General features: G+C 69.2%; 19 protein-coding genes. 9 read left to right on the forward strand and 10 right to left on the reverse strand.

Going from position 1 to position 21199, the window contains the following annotated elements; translation table 11 throughout:
- Positions 1-18 precede the first annotated feature (18 nt).
- Genes solA through DL990_RS31300 form a run of 4 tightly spaced genes read right to left on the reverse strand, consistent with a single transcriptional unit; the run spans position 19 to position 3785 of the window.
- Entirely contained in the window at positions 19-1161 is a 1143-nt protein-coding gene (gene solA / locus DL990_RS31285) for an N-methyl-L-tryptophan oxidase (protein WP_125800836.1), read from the reverse strand.
- Positions 1154-2215 carry an LLM class flavin-dependent oxidoreductase gene (locus DL990_RS31290; protein ID WP_125800837.1) on the reverse strand — a complete coding sequence of 354 codons (1062 nt, stop codon included), beginning with the start codon at positions 2213-2215 and terminating at the stop codon, positions 1154-1156. The genes solA and DL990_RS31290 overlap by 8 nt, the downstream gene beginning before the upstream one ends.
- A gap of 31 nt (positions 2216-2246) precedes the next feature.
- Complete coding sequence (locus DL990_RS31295) at positions 2247-2444, reverse strand: 4-oxalocrotonate tautomerase family protein (protein ID WP_125797235.1); 198 nt, start codon at positions 2442-2444, stop codon at positions 2247-2249.
- 36 nt (positions 2445-2480) lie between these two features.
- A complete protein-coding gene (locus DL990_RS31300) occupies positions 2481-3785 on the reverse strand; it encodes a DegT/DnrJ/EryC1/StrS aminotransferase family protein (protein WP_125786302.1) in 1305 nt (434 codons plus the stop codon).
- A gap of 238 nt (positions 3786-4023) precedes the next feature.
- Between DL990_RS31300 and DL990_RS31305 the strand changes: the two genes are divergently transcribed.
- Entirely contained in the window at positions 4024-5019 is a 996-nt protein-coding gene (locus DL990_RS31305) for an ABC transporter substrate-binding protein (RefSeq protein ID WP_125800838.1), read from the forward strand.
- 8 nt (positions 5020-5027) lie between these two features.
- Here DL990_RS31305 and DL990_RS31310 read toward each other — a convergent pair whose 3' ends face one another.
- Genes DL990_RS31310 through DL990_RS31320 form a run of 3 tightly spaced genes read right to left on the reverse strand, consistent with a single transcriptional unit; the run spans position 5028 to position 8307 of the window.
- The gene (locus tag DL990_RS31310) at positions 5028-6692 is read right to left on the reverse strand and encodes an MFS transporter (RefSeq protein WP_125800839.1); all 1665 of its coding nucleotides are present in this window, start codon (positions 6690-6692) and stop codon (positions 5028-5030) included.
- Positions 6689-6895 (reverse strand): hypothetical protein, encoded by a 207-nt coding sequence (locus DL990_RS31315; protein ID WP_125786305.1) that lies wholly within the window; start codon positions 6893-6895, stop codon positions 6689-6691. The genes DL990_RS31310 and DL990_RS31315 overlap by 4 nt, the downstream gene beginning before the upstream one ends.
- Positions 6892-8307 (reverse strand): amidase, encoded by a 1416-nt coding sequence (locus tag DL990_RS31320; protein WP_370451384.1) that lies wholly within the window; start codon positions 8305-8307, stop codon positions 6892-6894. The genes DL990_RS31315 and DL990_RS31320 overlap by 4 nt, the downstream gene beginning before the upstream one ends.
- A gap of 330 nt (positions 8308-8637) precedes the next feature.
- Between DL990_RS31320 and DL990_RS31325 the strand changes: the two genes are divergently transcribed.
- The 5 genes from DL990_RS31325 to asnB all read left to right on the forward strand — a co-directional run bounded on the left by DL990_RS31325 (position 8638) and on the right by asnB (position 13434).
- The gene (locus DL990_RS31325; RefSeq protein WP_125786307.1) at positions 8638-9663 is read left to right on the forward strand and encodes a pyridoxal-phosphate dependent enzyme; all 1026 of its coding nucleotides are present in this window, start codon (positions 8638-8640) and stop codon (positions 9661-9663) included.
- A 1-nt stretch (position 9664) separates the two neighbouring features.
- The gene (gene epsC, locus DL990_RS31330; RefSeq protein WP_125786308.1) at positions 9665-10258 is read left to right on the forward strand and encodes a serine O-acetyltransferase EpsC; all 594 of its coding nucleotides are present in this window, start codon (positions 9665-9667) and stop codon (positions 10256-10258) included.
- Complete coding sequence (locus DL990_RS31335; protein ID WP_125797243.1) at positions 10215-10793, forward strand: cupin domain-containing protein; 579 nt, start codon at positions 10215-10217, stop codon at positions 10791-10793. Before epsC ends, DL990_RS31335 begins: the two co-directional genes overlap by 44 nt.
- A gap of 165 nt (positions 10794-10958) precedes the next feature.
- The gene (locus DL990_RS31340) at positions 10959-11570 is read left to right on the forward strand and encodes a disulfide bond formation protein DsbA (RefSeq protein ID WP_125786310.1); all 612 of its coding nucleotides are present in this window, start codon (positions 10959-10961) and stop codon (positions 11568-11570) included.
- Positions 11571-11592: 22 nt separating this feature from the next.
- Entirely contained in the window at positions 11593-13434 is a 1842-nt protein-coding gene (gene asnB, locus DL990_RS31345; RefSeq protein ID WP_125786311.1) for an asparagine synthase (glutamine-hydrolyzing), read from the forward strand.
- A gap of 14 nt (positions 13435-13448) precedes the next feature.
- Here asnB and DL990_RS31350 read toward each other — a convergent pair whose 3' ends face one another.
- From DL990_RS31350 to DL990_RS31360, 3 genes are all read right to left on the reverse strand, one after another.
- Complete coding sequence (locus DL990_RS31350) at positions 13449-14180, reverse strand: FadR/GntR family transcriptional regulator (RefSeq protein ID WP_125786312.1); 732 nt, start codon at positions 14178-14180, stop codon at positions 13449-13451.
- A 129-nt stretch (positions 14181-14309) separates the two neighbouring features.
- On the reverse strand, positions 14310-15050 hold the full coding sequence (locus tag DL990_RS31355; protein ID WP_125786313.1) for a metal-dependent transcriptional regulator: 741 nt from the start codon (positions 15048-15050) through the stop codon (positions 14310-14312).
- Between the two features lie 35 nt (positions 15051-15085).
- Complete coding sequence (locus DL990_RS31360; RefSeq protein WP_125786314.1) at positions 15086-15475, reverse strand: MerR family transcriptional regulator; 390 nt, start codon at positions 15473-15475, stop codon at positions 15086-15088.
- Between the two features lie 67 nt (positions 15476-15542).
- Between DL990_RS31360 and DL990_RS31365 the strand changes: the two genes are divergently transcribed.
- The 3 genes from DL990_RS31365 to DL990_RS31375 all read left to right on the forward strand — a co-directional run bounded on the left by DL990_RS31365 (position 15543) and on the right by DL990_RS31375 (position 21199).
- Positions 15543-18104, forward strand: a complete 2562-nt coding sequence (locus DL990_RS31365) for a PEP/pyruvate-binding domain-containing protein (protein ID WP_125800841.1) — start codon at positions 15543-15545, stop codon at positions 18102-18104.
- Positions 18101-18772 (forward strand): tyrosine-protein phosphatase, encoded by a 672-nt coding sequence (locus tag DL990_RS31370; protein ID WP_125786316.1) that lies wholly within the window; start codon positions 18101-18103, stop codon positions 18770-18772. Before DL990_RS31365 ends, DL990_RS31370 begins: the two co-directional genes overlap by 4 nt.
- Positions 18773-18907: 135 nt before the next feature.
- Positions 18908-21199, forward strand: coding sequence for a glycoside hydrolase family 95-like protein (locus tag DL990_RS31375; protein ID WP_125800842.1), 2292 nt, complete (start codon positions 18908-18910; stop codon positions 21197-21199).

Below are 21199 nucleotides of genomic sequence, written 5' to 3' on the forward strand. Positions count from 1 at the left end.
CTCCAGAAGGTGCTCGCGTCAGCAGAATCGCTTGACGTCCATGAACGAGAAGTCGATCCGCGGTTCGTGGCCGGTGGCCAGATCCGCGAGCAGTTCGCCGATCCCGGTGGCGTGCTTGAACCCGTGCGCGTTGTCGCCGCCCGCGACGATCACGTTCGGCGCTTCGGGCAGCGAGCCGAGCACGAACTGCCCGTCCGGGGTGAGCGTCAGCATGCACACCGCCACCCGTGAGGGTTCCGGACGCAGACCGGGCAGATGATCGGCGAGCACGTCGCGCAACGCCGTCCAGTCGGCCGGGGTCACCGAACGGTCGGTGTCCAGCGGATCGAACGGGACCGCGGTGGCGCCGAACTGCTCCAGGCCGAGTTTGACGTCGTACGGCGGATCCGCTCCGCAGCCCCACAGCACCGTGCCGCCGTCGAGTTCCCGCATGAACACCGGGAACTCCGCCAGCCGGAAACGGTCGGCGTCGCCGTCGGGTTCGAACCAGGTGACCGGCATTCGCACCACCCGGAGCTCCGGCAAGGGCGTCATGGACGGCAGCCACGACCCGGTCGCCACCACCACGCGCCGCGCCAGCCAGGTCCGTCCCGGACTGTGCACGAGGACGCCGTCGTCGGTCGAGTAGATCCCGGTGACCTCGGTCCCGGTCAAGACCTGTGCCCCCGCGGTTTCCGCCGCGTCGAGCGCGGCCCGGATCGACTCCTCCGGCCGCAGCAGCCCGGCGGACGGCTCCCAGACGCCGATGTCGTCCGCGGCCAGCGCGGTGTGCTGGGGGAACCGTTCGGCGAGCCGCGCGCGGTCGAGCGGTTCGACCTCGATGCCGTGTTCGTTCGCGGCGGTGAGTGTTCCGCCGGCCACCGCCGAATCCGGCGAGCCGATCAGGAGCCCGCCGTACCGGTGCAGCAACGGTTTCCCGGCCTGGCGCCCGAGCAGGTCCCACAGTTCGCCGGATCTGCGGGCCAACGGCACCAGCCCGGGATGTTCCAGGCAGGTGATCCGGAACATCCGGCTGCCACCGTGCGACGCGCCGAGCGAGTGGCCGCGGCCGTGGCGTTCGACGCCGATCGCCCGGACACCCCGGCTCGCGAGCTGCCACAGGGCCATCGAGCCCCAGGCGCCCAGCCCGACCACGACGACGTCGGCGTCCGGCTCAGGCATCGAAGCGGGGGACCACGCCGGAGGTGAACAGGTCGAGTGCACGGACGGCGTGCTCGTGGTCGAGGTAGCCCGGGTTCAGCTGCACGCTGACCGAAAGGTCGCTGCCGAAGTTCTCCGCGATCCAGCTGATCTGCCCGGCGACGTCGTCCGGCGTTCCGGCGAGAACCTTGTTCTGTGTCAAGGAATCCTCGAAGTCGTACGCGCGGACCTTCTCGATGAGCTTCTCGTAGCCCTGGTACGCGCCCGACGTGGTCGACGCCCACGAGGCGATCGCGCCGCTCATCTGCTCGATGTAGTTGTTCTCGAACTTCTCGCCCCAGGCCAGCGCGGTCGCCCGGTCCTCGGCGAGATAGCAGGTGTACTTGATCTGGATCCGGCCGTCCTCGGGGCGCCGTCCCGAAGCCGCCCACGCGGTGCGGTAGCCCTCGATCATCTCGGTCAGCGTCTCCTGGCTGACGATCGACGGGACCACCTGGAGGTGGTGACCGGCGGTGCCCGCCGCGGCGCACGACTCCGGATTCGAGGCGGAGGCGACGAAGAACGGCGGATACGGCTGCTGCACCGGCCGGGGCAACAGCGTCACCGGGCCGAAGCTGTGGAACTCGCCCTCGATCTTGACGTCCACTTCGGACAGAAGACGCCGGCAGGCGTCGACGCCTTCGTCGAAGCGGCGCCGGCTTTCGTCCATCGGGACGTCGAACCAGTCGAACTCGTCCGGCAGGAAGCCGCGGCCGAATCCGGCGTCCAGCCGTCCGCCGGAAAGGTTGTCCAGCATGGCGAGTTTGCCCGCCAGCTTGAGCGGGTGGAGGAACGCGGGGATCACCGCGCCGGTCGTGATCCGGATCCGTTCGGTCCTCGCCGCGATCGCGGCGAGCAACGTGATCGGGTCGGGGCTGTATCCACCGTAGGGGGATCCGTGGTGCTCGACGGTCTGGACGTGTTCGAGTCCCGCTCGATCGGCCCGTTCGGACAGATCGATGACTTCGCGGTAGTAGTCACCCGCCGTTTTGCGGTCGGGGGAGAAGACGGGGAAGAAGTTCAAGCCGAATTTCACCAGTACTCCCAGCTGTTCGGAAGGGCGCCGGTCAGGAAGGCCGTGGTGCGGCGGGTTTTCCGCCGAGGCCCCAGCGGTGTGCGGGTACCGGGTCCAGTACCACCCACACGTGTTCACGGATGTCTTCGCCGTAGGTTCCGACCACCGCGTCGGTGATCGCGGCGATCAGTTTCGGCTCGGTCTCTTCGGTGAGGCGGTTTTCCAGGATCTGGACATGGATGTAGGGCATGACGGAACTCGCTCCGGTCTTTCGGGCGGGATCAGGTCAGCTGTGGCTCAGCACGGCTCGTCTGCCGAAGACCTCGTTGAGGCTGCTTCGGAGCGCGGAGCACAGGAGCGCGACCTGGGTGTCGGTCAGATTGGGGTGACACGGGAGGTTCATGTGCTCGGAGAACCAGAGCCGTTCCGCCGTCGGGCATTCTCCGGGGCCGTGCCCCCGGGACTGCCATTCCGGCGTGAGGTGCAAGGGGAAATACCGCAACTGGATCTCGACGCCGCGGCGATCGAGCGCGCGTACGAGCGCGTGGCGGACGTCATCGCCTTCGGTGACGAAGAATGTGTAGAGGTGGTACGAATGTTCGTCGCCCGGATCGACGAGAGGCAGCCGGATCTGCGGATATCCGCCGAGCACCGCGTCGAGTTTGGCCGCGATCTCGCGCCGCCTTCGCACCAGTGACGGCAGTTTCCGCAGCTGTACGGTGCCGACGGCGCAGGCGACCTCGGAAAGCGTCGCGTTCGTTCCCGCGCCGTGGATCCCGGCGACCGATTCCCGGTACACCGCTTCGGAGAATTTCATCCATGGCAGGGTTTCCGGCGGGGAGCCGAGGATCCCGCTGACCGGGCCGGCGACCATGTCGACCTCGTTCGACCGGATCCGGTCCACCCGGACGGCCCAGTCGTCGCGGTCGAAGGTGATCATTCCGCCTTCGCCGAGGGTGGTGATGTTCTTGGAGGAATGGAAACTGAACGTGCCGATGTCGCCGAGTGAACCGGGCCGCCGTCCGCGATAGGCCGATCCGAGCGCGTGCGCGCAGTCTTCGAGCACCAGTACGTCGTGCCGGGCCGCGATCGCGCAGATCTTCGCCATGTCGGCCGGATTCCCGCCGTAGTGCACCAGGATGATCGCCCTGGTCCGCGGGGTGATCAGCGCCTCGAGCTTGCGGGGATCGAGGTTGAGCGTTTCGGGATCGATGTCACAGAACCGGACGATCGCCGGCGAATCCAGCAGTGGCTGGATCGACGCCTGGAACGTCTGGGTGGTCGCGATCACCTCGTCGCCGGGCTGGAGGTCGAGCAGCCGGATGGCGATCTCCAGTGCGACCGTGCCGCTGGTCACCGACAACGCGTGGCGAGAGCCGGTGTACGCGGCGAACTGGGCTTCGAACCGGTCTCGCCAGGGCCCCGCCGTCAACGCGAGGTCGTTCTGCAGAACCGTTCTGAGTACTGCGAAATCTTCTTCGTCGACAACGGATCCCCGTCGTGCGGAAGGAATCTGATATCGGGGCTTGGTACTTTCGGCGGCCTCGTTCACTTGCACCCCCAAGTGCGTGGATGACGAACGTCGAAACATGCAGCCGCCGAAGCCCGGAACCCGACCGTCGCTGCATCGGCTCGAACAGTGAGCCTTTCGCAAGGGAAGCACGCCCGATTGCGGGCAGGATTCAACCTAACAGCAGACGTATGACTAGCGCAACAACCGATGTTTTGGCAGCCTTACCTAAGTAGGTCGCGCCTGCCCGTCACCTCGGTGCCGCGTCGGTGTGATCCGGGAAACCTCCGTTCGGTGTCCGACTTCGTGGAGTGCGCAGATGCAGTTGATGGACCTATCCGGCAGGCCTGGCCGCCGTCTCTTCCTGGCGGGTGCGGCCGGTTTCGTGCTGGCCGGATGTACGCCCGGAAGGGCGGGGGACACCGCCCCAACGGGCGGGTTTTCGGTGACGCTGGAAGGAAAACTCGGCCCCACGGTGCTGGATCGCTTGCCTTCCAGGGTGATCGCCCTCGGCTTCGGACAGGACGCCGACGCCGCCGTGGCGCTCGGCGTCATCCCGGTGGCCATGCAGGAGGGAACGTCGACGCCGGACCGCATCCAGCCGTGGATCGCGCCGCTGCTCGGGACCGCCCGGCCCGAACTGGTGCGGACGGGGCCGGACCGCCCACTGGAACACTTCGCCGCCTTGCGGCCGGACCTGTTCCTCGCCGCCGGCGACTACTACCTCGAAACCGGTTACCAGCGGCTCGCCGAGATCGCGCCCGTGCTCGGCTACGTCGCCGGGCCGAACCTCGATCCGTGGCAGGAGACCACCCGGCGGATCGGCCGGGCGCTCGGCAAGGACTCCGCGGCGGAACAGCTGATCAGCGGCACGCTGGGCAAGATCGCGACGGCCAGGGACACCGCGGGGCTCGCGGGGAAGACGTTCAGCTGCAGTTCGGTGAGCGGCGCGGGACAGGTGTACACCAAGAACACACCCGAGGACGTGCTGGCGGTTTCGTTGGCGCAGTTCGGTTTGCGCCTGTCGGAGAAGGTCACCCAGCTGCGCTCCACCACGACGAAGGGTGTCGCGGCGGTCGGTCCGGAGCGGCTCGACCTGCTCGACGCGGACATCATGCTGGTCAGTTACGAATCGGTCCAGCAGCGGCAGACGTTCGAGTCCGAGCCGCTTTTCGCGCGGCTTCCCGCTGTACACCGGGGTTCCTATCTCCCGATCGATAAGGCGGAAGCGCAAGCACTCGCGTTCCCGTCCGCACTCGCCCTCGCGTACACCGCCGAGCGGATCGTGCCGCGGCTCGCCGCGGCGGCGCGATGACGCGCGGCTCACGGACCCACCTGGCCGACGACGACGTCGTGCCGCACCGGCGTGTCGTCGGCCATGATCCGGCCGACCGACGGCTGATGGCTGGGCGCGGTGCAGATGACCAGATGCGGCCCCGGAGCCGTCGGCGCCGCGTGGTACCAGCCGGTCTCGTCGGTGACGGTGCGGACGACGCGACCACCGTCCGGATTCACCAGCAGCACCACCGCGCCGGGCACCGGGTCGCCGTCGAGTCCCCGGACCCGGCCGGTGGCGGCGGCGAGCCGTTCCGCGGTTCGCGGCGGGAGGACGAGCATGCCGGCCACCGCCGCGGCGGCCACACAGCCCGCCGAGACGGCGAACGCGTAGGCATACCCGTGCGCGAGTCCTTCCTGCGTCGAAGACCCGCCCGCGGCGGCCGCGGCGATCGTGGTCAGCACGGCCAAACCGATCGCGCCACTGGTCTGCCGCACGGTGTTGAGCACGGCTGCGGCCACCCCGCCCGAGGTGGTGGGCACGCCGCTGGTCGCCGCCACCGTCAACGGGGTGAACGCCGACGCGGTACCGAAACCGAACACCACGCTCGGCAGCACGATCATCGCCACGGACGAACCGCCGGTGCCGAGTGAGACGGCCACCCCGGCGAGACCTGCCGCCCCGAGCACGCAGCCCAGTGCCGCCGCGCGACGGGCACCGAGCCGGATGGTGAGCGGACCGGCGGCCTTGGCACCGGCGAACATCGCCAGCCCGGCCGGCAGGAAACCGAGCCCGGCGGCGAGCGGACCGGCACCGTGCACGTACTGCAGGGCGAACGAGATCAGCACCGGGGCACCGAAGAAACCCAGGCCCAGCAGGAACATCACCAGATTCGCGCCGCGGACCGCGCGATGGGAGAACAGGCTCAACGGCACCAGCGGCGCCGCCGCCCAGCGTCCCTGGTGCAGCAGGAACAGCCCGCACAGCACGATTCCCGCGATCAGCGGACCGGACACCTCCGGTGCGCTCCAGTCCACGGTCTCCGACTCCATCACCGCGTACACGACGCCGGTCAGCCCGGCCGTCGCCAGGACGGCACCGACGACGTCGAGCCGGTACGCCGATCCGGACCGGGAACCGCCGGGCAGCAGGGCCACCGTGCCGGCGACCGCGACCAGGCCCAAGGGCACGTTGACGAAGAACACCCAACGCCAGCCCGCGAACTCGGTCAGGAGGCCGCCGGTCAGCGGACCGGACGCGGCGCCGACGGCACCGATCGCGCTCCACGTGCTCAGCGCGCGGGCACGCCTCGGCCCCGCCGGGAAAGTGTCGGTCAACAGCGACAACGTCGCGGGCATCAGCAGCGCGCCGCCGACGCCCTGTCCGGCGCTCGCGGCCAGCAGGAGCGCCGGATCCGCGGCCAGCCCGGCGAGGAGGCTCGCCCCCGCGAACAGGCCCATCCCGGCCAGCAGCACCCGGCGCCGTCCGAAGACGTCCGCGCATCGGCCACCGAGCAGCAGACAGCCCGCGAACGCGAGCGTGTACGCGTTGACCACCCACGGCAGCGTCGCGGCGGAGAAGCCGAGATCGGCGCGGATCCTTGGCAGGGCGACCGAGACGATCGTGGCGTCCAGCACCACCACGAACGACCCGAGACAGGCCAGCCCGAGCACCAAGTGGTCGCGGCGGTGGGCGGGAGAAGACGTGCTCATGAAACCTTTCCTGTTCCTACTGCCTCTTCATCACCCGTCCGGAAGCCGAGGACGGGCAGCGCGTGACGAGCCGCGGGGAGGTCGTACAGCGCGTCGATCGCCGCCCGCTGCCAGGAATAGCGCGCGGCGAGCCCGGCGATCTCGGGTTCGGTGGCCGGCAGGGTCGCGGCCGCGAGCAGTACGCGGATCTCCGGCACGCTCATGACGGCTCCGGCGGGGTCCGCAGATGCCAGCCGGTGGCCGACTGGAACGCGTCGCCCGCCTCAAGCAGTTCCGTTTCGCCGCGCACCGGCCCGGCCAACTGCAGCGAAAGCGGCAGCCCGTCGGCGGTGAACCCCATGGGCAGCGCCAAGACGGGATTGGCGAGCCCGTTCCAGTACGGCGTGTGGATGACGCCGAAGAGTTCCTCGTTCTCCGGCAGCCCGGCGGGGGAGAGCAGCGACTCGAACCGGGGCGCGCCGACGGACGCCGTCGGGCAGACGACGAGGTCCACTTCGGTGAAGAGTCCGTCGACCGCCCGCTGCGCGACCCGCCGCACGCGCTGGGCCTGGACGTAGTCGGCGCCGGTGACGAGCGCGCCGGTGGCAAGGAGCCCGCGTGTCCCGCGGCTGAAGTCGAGCCACCGATGGCACAGTTCCGCGCGGTGGTGCGCGAGCGCCTCGCTGGCGACGGTCACCTGAACGGCCGTCACCAGTTCCGCCGGATACGGCAGCGTGATCCCGCTCAGTCGCGCGCCGAGTCCGGCCAGCACCGCGAGCGCCTCGGCGAAGACGCCGTCCAACGCGGGATCGCGTCCGGGTGGGAAGTGGTGGTCGCGGACGACGCCGATCCGCAGCCCGGTGAGATCGCCGCGGAATGCGGGGCGCCGCACCGGCCCGGTCGCGGAATCGGGATCGGCCGGATCCGGCCCGGCCAGCACTTCGAGCACCGCCGCGCAATCCCGTACGGAACGGGCCAGCGGGCCGATCCGGTCGAGGCTGTAGCCCAGCGGCACGCAGCCGGTTCTGGGCACCCGGCCGTACCCGGGCATCAGGCCGGTGACCCCGCAGAACGCCGCGGGCACCCGGATGCTGCCCGCGGTGTCCGAGCCGATCCCGGCGAGGAACATCCCGGTCGCGACACCGATCCCGGCGCCCGAACTCGAACCGCCCGCCCAGCGTCCGGTCCGCCACGGATTGCGGGGGATCGGGAAGGGGTGCTCCAGTTCCGGCATCCCGCAGGCGAACTCCATCGTGGTCGTCTTGCCGGTGAGCACCGCGCCCGCGGCCTTGAGCCGGATGGCGACCGTCGCGTCCGTTCCCGCCAGCCAGCCGCGGTCGTGCACGAGGCTCTGCGCCGTCGTCGCGGCTTCGGCGGTGGCGATGATGTCCTTGACGCCGATCGGGATCCCGTGCAGCGGTCCGCGGTCGAGTCCGGCGGCGAGTTCGGCGTCCGCCCGTCTCGCCGCCGCGAACGCGGTCTCGTCGAGGCGGGTCAAGTAGGCGCCGTAGACCGCGTCACCGCGATCCGCGGCGGCCATCGCCGCCTCGGTCAGGCCGATGCTCGTGACCGTGCCGTCCCGCAGGGCCGCCGCCGTGGCGGTGAGGGTGCGCGGGCGCAGGGACGTGGTGCCGATGTCCGCCTCCGATCGATCAGGTGTGGTTAGCCTAACCTTGGATCCTCAACCCGGGTTGAGGTCAACTCGGGCGAAGCGGACCACCCGTTCGTGCCGCCCATCGGGCAAGCGGATGACTGAACGTCTGATGTTCGACAGAGCAGGTGTTTACTTGCTAGCCTGAATCAGGTTCCGCGCGCGGCCGTCAAGCCGGCGGCCCTGTCCCGCGGACCACCGGTACGAGCGTTTTCCGCCACCGGAAAATCCGGATCCGCCGAGGGGGATCCGCACCCGAACACCACGCCGCGCTGATCGTCGCGCTGCTCGAGTGGCGCCTGGGGAAGGACTCGCATGACCGACACCGCTCAGCCAGAGATCGCTCTCACTGTGGAAGAACCGCTCGCCGCGGCACCGGATCAGGCGGTCGCGCTGACCCGGCATCCCGGGTTGCGGGAGTTCGCCGGACGGCTCGGCGACACCCCGCTGGTCGAGGTCCCCGGCCCGCCGGGCGGGGCGAAGGTACTGGCGAAGTACGAATTCGCCAACCCGTTCGGTTCGGTGAAGGACCGCACCGCGTTCGCACTGGTCTGCCGGGCGATCGCCGCGCACACCGGACCGGAGCCGCTGAAACTGCTGGACGCCTCGGCCGGGAACATGGCCCGCGCGCTCGCCGGACTCGGTGAACTGGCGGGGATCCCGACCCGGCTCGTGGTCCCGTCCGTCATCCCGCCGAGCCTGCTGACCGCGATGGAGAAGACGGGCGCGGAGATCGAACTCGCCGACGCGGCGGGCGGTCTGCTCGGGATGATCAAGGTGTGCGAGAAGATCGCCGCCGACGACCCCTCGCTCACCCCGCTCGTGCAACACCGGAACATGGCCAACGTCGCGGCCCACGAATTCGGTACCGGCAAAGAGATCCTGGACCAGCTCGGCGAGCACCGGCCCGCCGCCTGGGTCAGTGCGATCGGGACCGGCGGCACACTGGCCGGGGTCCACCGTGCGCTGCGCACGCGGTGGCCGGACGTCGTGGTCGCCGGGGTCACGCCCTCGGAAATGCCGTACGGCACCGAGCGGGCACCGCATTCCGAGCCCCGGTTCGCCGGGGCGGGCGGGTTCGGCAACGGGCTGCGTCAGCCGTTCGTCGACACCCAGCTCCCCGAGGCGGAACAACTGCACGTCACCTATGCCGAATCCCTGCGGGGAATGGTGGACTACCGGAAACTCACCGGCACCTCGATCGGCGCCTCCGCCGCGGCCGCTTGGCTGAGCGCGAAGAAGGTCGCCGAACGGTTCGGGCCCGACCAGGTCGTCGTGACCCTGTTCGCCGACGCCGGTCCCGAGGAGGATTGGGTCAAGGCCGAGCAGACGGCCGGATGACATGCGGCGGTCCCTCATCCGGTTGCGCGAGGATCTCGCGACCACAATGGACAAAGACCCGTCGGTGACCTCCCGCCTGGAGGCGCTCTGTCATCCCGCGTTGCCCGCGGTCTGGAGTCACCGGATCGCGCACCGGCTGCATCGCGGCGGCCACCGGATCCTCGCCCGGCTGCTGTCGAACGCGGCGAAAATCCTGACCGGGGTGGAAATCCATCCCGGTGCCCGGATCGGCAGGCGATTCTTCATCGACCACGGGAACGGTGTCGTGATCGGCGAAACCGCCGTCATCGGCGACGACGTGACCCTCTATCAACAGGTGACGCTGGGCGCCATCGGCTTCTGGCGTGACAACGCCAGGGCCGAGGGTGAGGCCCGGCATCCGCGTATCGGCGACCGGGTGGTCGTCGGTGCCAAAGCGACGGTGCTCGGCCCCGTGACCATCGGGGACGGCGTCGTGGTTCCCGCACACAGCCTCGTGCTCACCACCATCGAAGCCGGAAGCAACGGGAAAACCCCAGTGATCGACCGACGTTCGAAGATCGGAGACGGGAATGTCCAGCGACCTCATGGCCAGTATCCGGTTCAGCGAGAATGACCTCCGCGCCCGGGTCGCCAGGTTCACCGACCTGGCCGGAACGGACGGCGGCGCCCCGGACACGGTGCTCGCGGGGTGCGCGCGGGTGATGTTCAACGTGATCGGCTTCCGGCCGCCGGAGCGCAACGGCGCCGACGACGACCAGGTGATCTCCCCGATCGGCGCGAAGAGTTCGGGGAACGCGCCGATCGACATCGCCGAGGGCTTCAACCTCGCCTACATCAAGGCCACGCCGGGGAACGGCACGATCCTGCACAACCACGACACGAACGAGACGTTCATCCCCTTGAGCGGCACCTGGCGGTTCCGCTGCAACGACGAGGACGACCTGTACGTCGACCTCGGCCCGTTCGACGTGATCTCCCTGCCGGCCGGGCTCCAGCGCCGGTTCACCAACCTGGCGGCCGCTCCCGGGACGGAAGAGAGCCTGATGATCGTCATCGTGGCGGGAGACCGCCCGAAGTCGGTCATCTACCCGGAAGTACTGCAGGCCGCGCGGACCGAAGGCGCGTACACCCCGGCCACCTTCGCGTAGTTCCGCGTGATCCTGCTCGCCTTACGCGTGATTGGACGGACGTCACTCGTGATTGGACGGACATGTCGCGTGATTGGACGGACGACACGCTTGTCGTCCGTCTGGACACGCGTGTCGTCCCTCTGATCACGCGACCCCACCTTGTCTCCAGAAACGAGGACAGCCATGACCGAAACCTCCGTCCGGGCCGACCTGTGGTTCGACCCGATCTGCCCGTGGGCGTGGCAGACCTCGCGTTGGCTGCTCGAAGCGGCCGAAGTACGTGAGATCGACCTGCGCTTCCACCTGATGAGCCTCGCCGTGCTGAACGAAGGCCACCAGTTGCCCGAAAAGTACGAAGTGATGATGCGCGAAGGCTGGTACCTCTCGCGGGTCATCGCGGCCGCCGCCCGTGACCACGGCGAGAAGGTCGTCGAACCCCTGTACACCGAGATGGGCACCCGCATCCATCCCGGCGGGAACGAGGACTACCGCGAGGTCACCGGTCTGGCCCTCGAAGCGGCCGGGCTCCCAGCGGGACTGGCCGTCGCGGGAACGGACACGACACTCGACACCACGATCCGCACGAGCCACGACGAGGCGATGACCGCGATCGGGCCCGACCTCGGCACGCCGGTCGTGCGGATCGACGGCAGCGCCTGTTTCGGCCCGGTGCTCGCCCAGGTCCCGCGCGGTGAGGCCGCGGGCCGGATCTTCGACGGCGTCCGGGCACTCACCGGATTCGAGTATTTCTTCGAACTGAAGCGGACGCGGACCGCGGAACCCGTTTTCGGCTGACACCAAGTTACTGGGAGGCGAAATGTGCGGAATCACCGGCTGGGTGTCGTTCGAGGACGACCTACGGAGCCAGCGCCCGATCCTCGACGCGATGACGGCCACGATGTCCTGCCGCGGTCCGGACGCCGGAGGTGTCTGGCTGGACCGCCACGCCGCGCTCGGGCACCGCAGGCTCGCGGTGATCGACCTGCCCGGCGGTGTGCAGCCGATGTCGGCGGGCACCCCGGCCGGCGAAGTGGCGCTGGTCTACAGCGGTGAGGTCTACAACTACACCGAGCTCCGGAAGGAACTGCGGGACAAGGGGCATCGGTTCCACACCGACAGCGACACCGAAGTCGTTCTGCGCGGTTACCTGGAATGGGAAGAGGGGGTCGCCGAACGGCTGAACGGCATGTACGCCTTCGCCGTCTGGGACTCCCGCACCGCGAAGCTGGTGCTGATCCGGGATCGCATGGGCGTGAAACCCCTTTACTACCAGGCGACCTCCGGTGGCGTGCTGTTCGGTTCCGAGCCGAAGGCGATCCTGGCGAACCCGCGGGCGCCGCGTGTCGTCGACGCGGACGGTCTGCGCGAACTGGTCGCTTTCACCAAGAAGCCCGGCTGGTCGCTGTGGAAGGACATGCACGAGGTCGAGCCGGGGACGATCGTCACCGTCGACGACCGCGGGATCCGTTCGCACACCTACTGGCGGCTGCGGACGGCTCCGCACACCGACGATCAGGACGCGACGGTGGCACGGGTCGGTGAGCTGATGACCGACATCGTGCACCGTCAACTGGTCTCCGACGTGCCACGGTGCGTCCTGCTCTCGGGCGGGCTGGATTCGAGCGCGGTCACCGGGATCGCGGCGTCGCGGCTCGCGGAGTCGGGGGAGCCGCTGCGCACGTTCTCGGTCGATTACGCCGGACAGGAGGAGAACTTCCGCCCGGACGAGATGCGCGACGCCCCGGATTCGCCGTTCATCCGCGACGTCGTCGATCTCGTCGGCTCGGTGCACGAGAACGTCATGCTGGATCCCGCCGAGCTCACCGATCCCGACGTGCGCCGGGCCTGCGTCGCCGCGCGGGACATGCCGTCCGGGCTCGGCGACGTCGACCTCTCGCTCTATCTGTTGTTCAAGGCGATCCGGCGGCAGTCCACAGTGGCCTTGTCGGGGGAGGCGGCGGATGAGGTGTTCGGCGGCTACCGATGGTTCTTCGAAGAGGAATCCCGCACCACCGACATGTTCCCGTGGCTGGTGTTCCGCAACGCGGTCACCAGTGATCGGGAGAACCTGCTCCGCCGTGACGTCCGCGAGGCGCTCGACGTGCCTGCCTACGCCGCCGACGAGTACGCCTCCGCGGTCGCGGAGGTCGAGCAACTGCCGGGGGACGACGCCCTCGAACAACGGATGCGCGTGATCTGTCACCAGAACCTGACCCGGTGGGTCCGGGTGCTGCTCGACCGCAAGGACCGGATGTCGATGGCGGTCGGCCTGGAGGTCCGGGTCCCGTTCTGCGATCACCGGCTCGTCGAGTACGTCTACAACACCCCGTGGGCGTTCAAGACCTTCGACGGCAGGGAGAAGAGCCTGTTGCGGCAAGCGACGAAGCATCTTCTGCCGGTCTCGGTCACCGAGCGGCTGAAGAGCCCGTATCCGTCCACACAGGACACCGGATACGCGGTCGCCCTTCAGTCGCAGGCGAAAGAGGTGCTCGCGGACCTCGATTCGCCGGTTTTCCAGCTGGTGAACCGGGATTGGGTGTACGACGCCGTCCAGGCCGACGCGGCGACGCTGACCGGCCAGACGCGGCACGGTCTGGACCGCGTGCTGGATCTCCACCACTGGTTCGATCTGTACCGGCCGGCCATCCGTCTCGGCTGACCGGCCCGGTTCGCTCAACGGCGCTTCGGCGTGCTTTTCCTTTTACGGGAAGCGGTTTTCTTCTGTGCCTTGGTCAGCACCGCGACGGCGGCGTCGATGATCACCGCGACGGCCCGTTCGGCGCGGTCGGCGTCGCCGTCGGTGATGGCCTCGGCGAGGGTGTCGTGATCCGGGAAGTCGATGTGCTCGCGGCGCAGCTCGGCCATCACCGTCGCCACCCCGCTGCTCAGCGCGTAGCTGAGGCCCTCCCACAATTCGATCAGGACCGCGTTGTGCGTGGCGGCGATGATCGCCGCGTGGAATTCGTTGTCCGCGGCGAGGAAAGCGTCCTCGTCGCCGGCGTCCCGTGCTTCGTGCTGGGCGGCGAGTGCGGTGGTGATCCGGGCGATGTCTTCGGCGTCCCGGCGTTCCGCCGCCGTCCTGGCGGCCTGCCGCTCGATGCTGTTGCGGACTTCGAGTACTTCGAGAACGTTCGCGGCGCGGGTTCGCCGCAGCAGGGCCGCGGACAGCCCGTGCCGTGCTCTGACGTAAGTGCCGTCGCCGCGGCGCGGCTCCAGCAGCCCGGCGTGCTCAAGGGCACGGACGGCTTCGCGGACCGTGCTGCGCCCGACCCCGAGTTGCTCGACCAGCTCCTGTTCCGGCGGGATACGGGAGCCGACCGGCCATTCGCCGGTCTCGATCAGTTCCTCGAACTGGTCGACCACAGTGGACGAGAGTCTCGCTGTACTGGCCGCTCGAAGTGGCATGGCGGTCTCCCTCCTTCGGCCCCCGGATGTGGACATCAGATCGGCAGATCATATGACATCTTACTGCCTTGCCCCGGCGGAACGCGCACGCCTGTTCGAAAACGATATGCAATGCGCGAAAGAACAATGTCAGCGACCGGCGACGCAGCGGGTGCGTGCCGGAACGGCGGAATTCGGCGCGGTGGGATCGCAGACGATCATCTTCGACGCCTGGTTTCGCTCGAGGAGCACGGTCGCCGTGGCCGTCCGCGCTTCGAACCGCCGCCCGTCGGCCGGGGTGAGCGTCATTCGCGCTCCAGGGGTGAGGCCCGCGGCCAGAAGCGTTCCGAGGAAGGCGGAATCGTCCTGGATCCGTTCACTGATCCGGTGCAGCCGGACCTCTTGCCGTCCGGCATGGGTGGCGGGCCGCATTCCCGGCGGCGCCGGCACCGGGGGAAGGCCGGACAGGCCGAGAAAGGCCAAGCCGGGAATCGGCCCGCCGTACGGGCTGAACCGCGGCCCGCCGCAGAGTTCGAAGATCCGGCGCGCGGCGGCGTCGGACATCACGTGTTCCCAGCGGCAGGCCTCGTCGTGCAGCCGGACCCAGTCCAGCCCTATCACCCGATAGAGGAGTGTTTCCGCGAGGCGGTGCTTGCACATCACCCGCACCGCGATCCGCCGTCCCTCCGGCGAAAGCTCCAGCCGCCGGTCCTCGGCGACCAGGAGGAGGCCGTCACGCTGGAGGCGGGCCACGGTCTGGCTGACCGTCGGCGGGCTCTGCTCGAGCCGGTCCGCGATCCGGGCGCGCAACGGGACGACACCGTCCTCTTCCAGCTCGTAGGCTGCTTTGAGGTACATCTCGGTGGTGTCGATCAGGCCACGGGCGGTCATACTCCGGTAGCCTGCCCCCTCAACCCGGCTTGAGGTCAAGCGCCCGGAAGCTCCACTGTGGACCGGAATTCCGGACAGCGTTCCAGCGTGTTTTCGGGGCAGCGAAGCAGATGGTGCAGATAGGTCCGCGCGGTGGCGAGCTTTTCGAGCTGGGACTCCAAAGCTTCGATACGGGCCGAAACGGTGTCCCGCCAGTCGTACGTGGCGGTGCGCCCGGCGAGCACGGTCGCGATCTCGTCGAGGCTGAGCTGGCCGGTGTCCCGCCACAGCCGGATCAGGGCGATCCGGTAGAGCTGGTCGGTGTCGTAGTAACGCCAGCCGGATCGCCGGTGCGGCTTGATCAGTCCGCGGCGTTCCCAGTAGTGCAGGGTCGAAACCGGAAGGTCGAACCGGTCGGCGACCTCTCTGATCGATGCGGATTCCATGACATCATTTGAACTCAACCCAGGTTGAGGATGCAAGCTTAGGCTAAGCAAACACTCCCTGGAGGTAATGAAAGTGATTCTCGAGCTCGCCGAAGCGGGAGGAAGCCCGCGCGACCTCGTCGGCGGCAAGGCGGCGAACCTCGCGGAAATGACTTCGGCGGGGTTTCCCGTGCCGGAGGGTTTCTGCGTCACGACCGCCGCGTACCGGCAGGTGCTCTCCGACGGCGAGGGGCCGCGGTTGCTCGGCGAGCTGACCAGGGTGCCGTCCGGCGACGAGGGACGGCTGGCCGAACTGGCGGACCGGTTGCGGGCCCACGTCCTGACCGTCCCGATCCCGGCCCGGCTCGAAACCGGGATCGTCGAGGCGTACGAACGGCTTTCGCGAGGCGAGCCGGTGGCGGTCGCGGTGCGGTCTTCGTCGACGGCCGAGGATCTGCCGGACGCCAGTTTCGCCGGGCAGTACGACACTTTCCTCGACGTCCAGGGCTCCGGCGAGGTGCTGTCGGCGGTGCGCCGATGCTGGGCCTCGCTCTGGTCGGAGCGGGCGACCAGGTACCGGGCGGCGCACGGCACCGATCGCGGACCCGCCATCGCGGTGATCGTGCAGCGCCTCGTCGACGCCGAATGCGCCGGCGTGCTGTACACGGCGAATCCGGTGTCGGGCAAACGTTCCGAGATCATCGTCGACGCCGCTCCCGGCTTGGGTGAAGCGGTGGTTTCCGGCGCGGTGACCCCGGATCACTATCGGCTGACCGTCGACGGCGAATCCCTCGAAGGCCCGGGCGACGGTTGCCTGACGCCGTCACGGCTGGGCGAACTCGTGGCCGTCGGCAGGCATCTGGAGAAGCACTTCGGTGCGCCGCAGGACGTCGAGTGGGCGTTCAACGGCGAGGGCGAGCTGTGGCTGACCCAGTCGCGGCACATCACCACGCTGTTCCCCGTCCCGGAGAGCGACGAATCGCGCGCGTACTGGTCGGTCAACGTCTATCAGGGGATCAGCCGGCCCTTCACGCCGATGGGCGCGTCCATGATCCGCGAACGCCAGCGCGGGATGGCGGCGTACATGAGCGCGCTCGGCTTCTCCGACGAGATCACCGACGTGGACGGGTGGCTGTACTGGGACATCACCGACGGCGTGCGGAGCCCGGCGAAGCGGCCGAAGATGGCCGCGTTCGTGGACAGTCTCGCCGCGCCTTCGGGGCGGCTCGTCGAGCAGCTCGGCCGTGACCGCCGGTTCCCCTCGGTGGCGTCCGGCTCGGAGGAGGACGTCCCGCCGAAGAAACGGCGTCGCCGCTGGGAACGGATGATCCCCGCGTGGCTGTGGCCGGATCAGGCCCGTGCGAAGGTCGTCCGCGACGCCGAACGGCGGATCGCCGCCTTCACCGGGCCCGCCGAGGCGACGGCGGAAGAACGGCTGTCCTTTGTGGAATCCGTCCGGCGTGACGTCTGCCGGATCGAGGCGAACCTCCCTCGCGACGCCAACACCGCGGGCGGGACAGGCGGGCAGCTGGCCGGGCAGTTGCTGCGCGGTCACGTGAGCGACGCCGAGGTGGCCACCGTTTTCCGGGGTATCCCGCACAATCCGACCACCGAGATGGATCTGGCGTTGTGGCGGGCGGCGGCCGCGATCCGTCGTGACGACGAGGCCTTCCGGCTGTTGCTGGAAACCGCGCCCGACGAACTGGCCGCCAAACACCTCGCCGGGACCCTGCCGGAGGCGATCCAGCACGGCGTCGCCGCGTTCCTGACCGAATACGGCTGCCGCGCGACCTCGGAGATCGACTTCGGGGTGCCTCGCTGGACCGATGACCCGGAGCCGGTTTTCGCGATGCTCTCGAACCTGCTTCGCGCGGAAGGAGAGGAGCAGGATCCGGAAACCCGCTTCGAGCAGGCGGCCGCGGCGGCCGAAGCGCGGATCGTCGAGCTCACCCGGCGGCTTCCGGTGACCAAGCTGCACCGGGCGCTGCTCGCCCGGTTCCTGCTCCGGCGGTCTCGACGGTTGCGTGGCCTGCGTGAGTTCCCGAAGTTCTGCCTCATGCGCGGTTTCGCCGCTCTCCGGACGCAACTGCTCCTCGTCGGCGAGGAGATCGTGCGGGCGGAGCGGCTGGAGCGGGCTGGCGACGTGATGTTCCTCGATCTCGCCGAAGTCCGCGAAGCCTTGGGCAGCAGGGACTTCCGCGCGACCGTGGCACGGCGCAGGGAGATCTGGGAGCGGGAATCCCGGCGGCCCCGGGTGCCGTCGGTCGTGCTTTCCGACGGCACCGCGCCCGCCCTCGAATCCACTTCGGACGGTGGTGACCTCACCGGGCTGGCGGCGGCGGCCGGGGCGGTGACCGGCCGGGCGCGGGTGATCCACGATCCGGACGGGGCCCGGATCGAACCGGGCGAGATCCTCGTCGCCGCGACGACGGATCCCGGGTGGACGCCGCTGTTCCTGACGGCCGCGGCGCTGGTGACCGAAACGGGCGGGATGATCTCCCACGGCACCACCGTGGCCAGGGAGCACGGGATCCCGGCCGTGGTCGGCGTTCCGGGCGCGACGACGCGGATCGTCACCGGTCAGGTGATCACCGTCGACGGTTCCGCCGGGACCATCACCTTCGGCGAGACGGCGGAGGATTCCCGGTGACCGCGGTGGCGTCCGCGCTCACCGGCGCGTTCAACTTCCGCGACACCGGCGGCGGGCCGATCCGGCGGGGGAGGCTGTTCCGCAGTGACACCTTGCAGGCGCTGACCGGAACCGACAAGGAACTCCTGCTCGGCCGGTTCGGTATCGAGGGGGTCCTCGATCTCCGCTCCAGTGCCGAGACGGTCAGCGAGGGCCGGGCGGAGTTACCCGGTGTCCGGTATGTGAACGTGCCGTTGAAGACCGTCCAAAGCGGACGGTCGAGCGCGCTGGAGGAGATTTACGTCGATCATCTCCGGCACGACGAGAACCTGTCGATCGCCATGGAGCTCCTGGCGGTCCTGCTGACCCGTCCCGTCGTGGTGCACTGCGCGTCGGGCAAGGACAGGACCGGCGTCGTCACGGCCCTCGCGCTCGGGCTCGCCGGGGCGCCGCGCGAGCTGATCGTCCAGGACTACCTGCGCAGCGCGTACAGCCTTCCCCGGGTGATCGAGCGGTTCCGCCCCCTCGGCTTGCCGGAGGAACTGTTCCGGTGCACGGAGAGCACGATCAACGCCTTGCTGGACAGTGTCGAGGACGACTTCGGCGGATTCGCCGGCTGGGCCCGGCAGCGTGGCGTGTCCGGCGCGGCCGTCCGGACACTGAAGGCGCGCTTGCTCAACAACGGATGAATTGTCCGACGAGACATCGGATGTCTGTACGGCTACGTGAGTGAAAGGGATGGCCAAACCTCGACTATTTCTGGAAACATGCCGGTCGCCAGGACTTGATCTGCGGTAAACGTAGTATGAATCTGGAGGCGACCCATGGCCGAGCTGTCCAGGCGATCGATGCTGAGGGTCGCGGCGGGAGCGGCGGCGCTCGGCGGGCTTTGGGCTCAGGGGGCGCCTCCGGCATTCGCCGGGCAGGACGTCCATCGCCGGATCGTCGACGACGCGCGCATGGTCTGGAAGCGCATGCCGCGGAACTGGCAGGAGGGTCCGTTCCTCGCCAACGGCTTCCTCGGCGTGCAGTTCTACGCGGGGGCGCAGCCGAACGTCGTCAAGGTGATGCTCAGCCACTCCCAGGTCCAGGACCAGCGCGGACAGTGGGAAGCGGGCATCGGGTACTCGCGGCTGCCGATCGGCTATCTCACGCTCACCTTCGAGGGCGCGATCACGGCGGTGGACTGGCATCTCGACCTGTACAACGCCGAACTCGGCGGCACGATCACGACCACCCGGGGTTCGGTGCGGTTCTCCGCGCTGGTCCACGACGACCAGGACCTCCTCCTCGTCTCGCTCACCGGGGAGGCGGCCGCGGACTGGGGGTTCACGCCGCTGAAGTCGGCGACGACGAGGACGATCCGCAAACCGCCCGAGTACACGGCCAATCCCGATCCGAAGCTCGCCACCGCGGGCGCGGTCCGGTACTGCGAGCAGCCACTCCACGCGGGGGGTGGGTACACGACAGCGTGGCGCGAGCGGACCGTCGGCACGCGGCGGCTCCTGGCGGCGACGATCGCGTACGGGTTCCCGGAGCCGACCCACACCGCCGAGGCGATCAGGAGGGTCCACCGGGCCTCGGCGGTGAACCCGGACGCCCTCGTCGCCGGCCATCGGCGCTGGTGGAACGCCTTCTACCGCCGCAGTTTCGTGTCCGTTCCGGACAAACGCGTCCAGCGGTTCTACTGGATCCAGCTGTACAAGACCGCTTGCGCCACCCGCGCGAACGGCCCCGTCGTCGCCGAATGGGGACCGTGGTTCCCGGAGGTCGGCAACAGCTGGACGGCGGTGTGGTGGAACCTCAACGTGCAGGTCACGTACCCGATCGTCAACAGCAGCAACCATCCCGAACTCGACGCCGTCACCGCGACCTTCCGCCGCGATCACGCGAACCTCGAACTCTCGGTGCCGCCCGCGTACCGGGACGGCGAGACGTACGCGCTTTCGCATCCGGGAGACTGGCGGCTGCGGCCCGGCGGCACCCGCGCGGTCGGGATTCCCGGCCCGGCCACGAAGAACGACCAGACCGGCAACCTGATCTGGGGCCTGCACAACGTCTGGCTGGCGTATCGGCACAGCATGGACGTCCGCATCCTGCGCGAAGTCCTGTATCCGACGCTCGCCAAGGCCCTCAACTACTACCGCCACTTCCTCGCCGCCGGCCCGGACGGCGCCCTGCACCTGCCGATGACCAGGTCACCCGAGTACGCGGACGCGGCCGACTGCACATACGACCTGTCGCTGATCCGCTGGGCGGCGCGCACCCTCGTCGAATCGGCGGCCAAGCTGCGGATCGACGACCCGCGGGTGCCGGCGTGGCGGGAGATCGGCGAGAAACTGGCGCCGTACCACCAGGACCCCGCCCAAGGCGTGCTGATCGGCGACGGTGTCCCGCTCGCCGATTCACATCGGCACTTCTCGCATCTGCTCTGGCTCCATCCGCTGCGGGAGAAGCTCTGGGACCGTCCCGGCGACCGGGACATCATGCGCCGCACCTTCGCGCATTGGGCCGGCGCACAGGAGAAATGGCACGGCTACAGCTTCGCGGCCGCGTCGTCGATGAGTTCCGTGATGGACGCGCCAGAGGAAGCGTTGCGCTACCTGAAGATCTTCCTGGACGGGACCGTCGTGGCCAACACTCAGCTGACGCCGAACACGATGTACCGCGAAGGCGCGAACCTCGCGATCGAGAGTCCCATCACCGCCGCGCAGTCCGTTGTGGACATGCTGCTGCAAGGCGATCACGGCGTCCTCAAGGTCTTCCCGTCGGTTTCGTCGGCGTGGCGGGAGGCGTCGTTCGAAAGCCTGCGAGCGGAGGGCGCCTTCCTCGTGGACGCCTCCCGGCGGAACGGCGCGACCGAATGGCTCCGCGTCCACAGCGAAGCGGGCGAGCCGCTCACACTCCAGCACGGGATTCCGGGCGACATCGAGGTCCGTGACGCGCGCGGGCGGCGCCTTCCTTGGCGGGCCGCGGGGCCGGGCACGATCTCGATCCCGCTCGGCCGCGGCGGGACGGCCGTCGTCACCCGGCGCGGCACGCGCCCGGAACTGGAGCCCCGCGACGTGCCCGGCGACCGTGAAACTCCGGCATGGGGACTCGACCAGGAGGTCTGA

Origin of the sequence: Amycolatopsis sp. WAC 01416 (assembly GCF_003947485.1) — a bacterium.
Taxonomy (GTDB): domain Bacteria; phylum Actinomycetota; class Actinomycetes; order Mycobacteriales; family Pseudonocardiaceae; genus Amycolatopsis.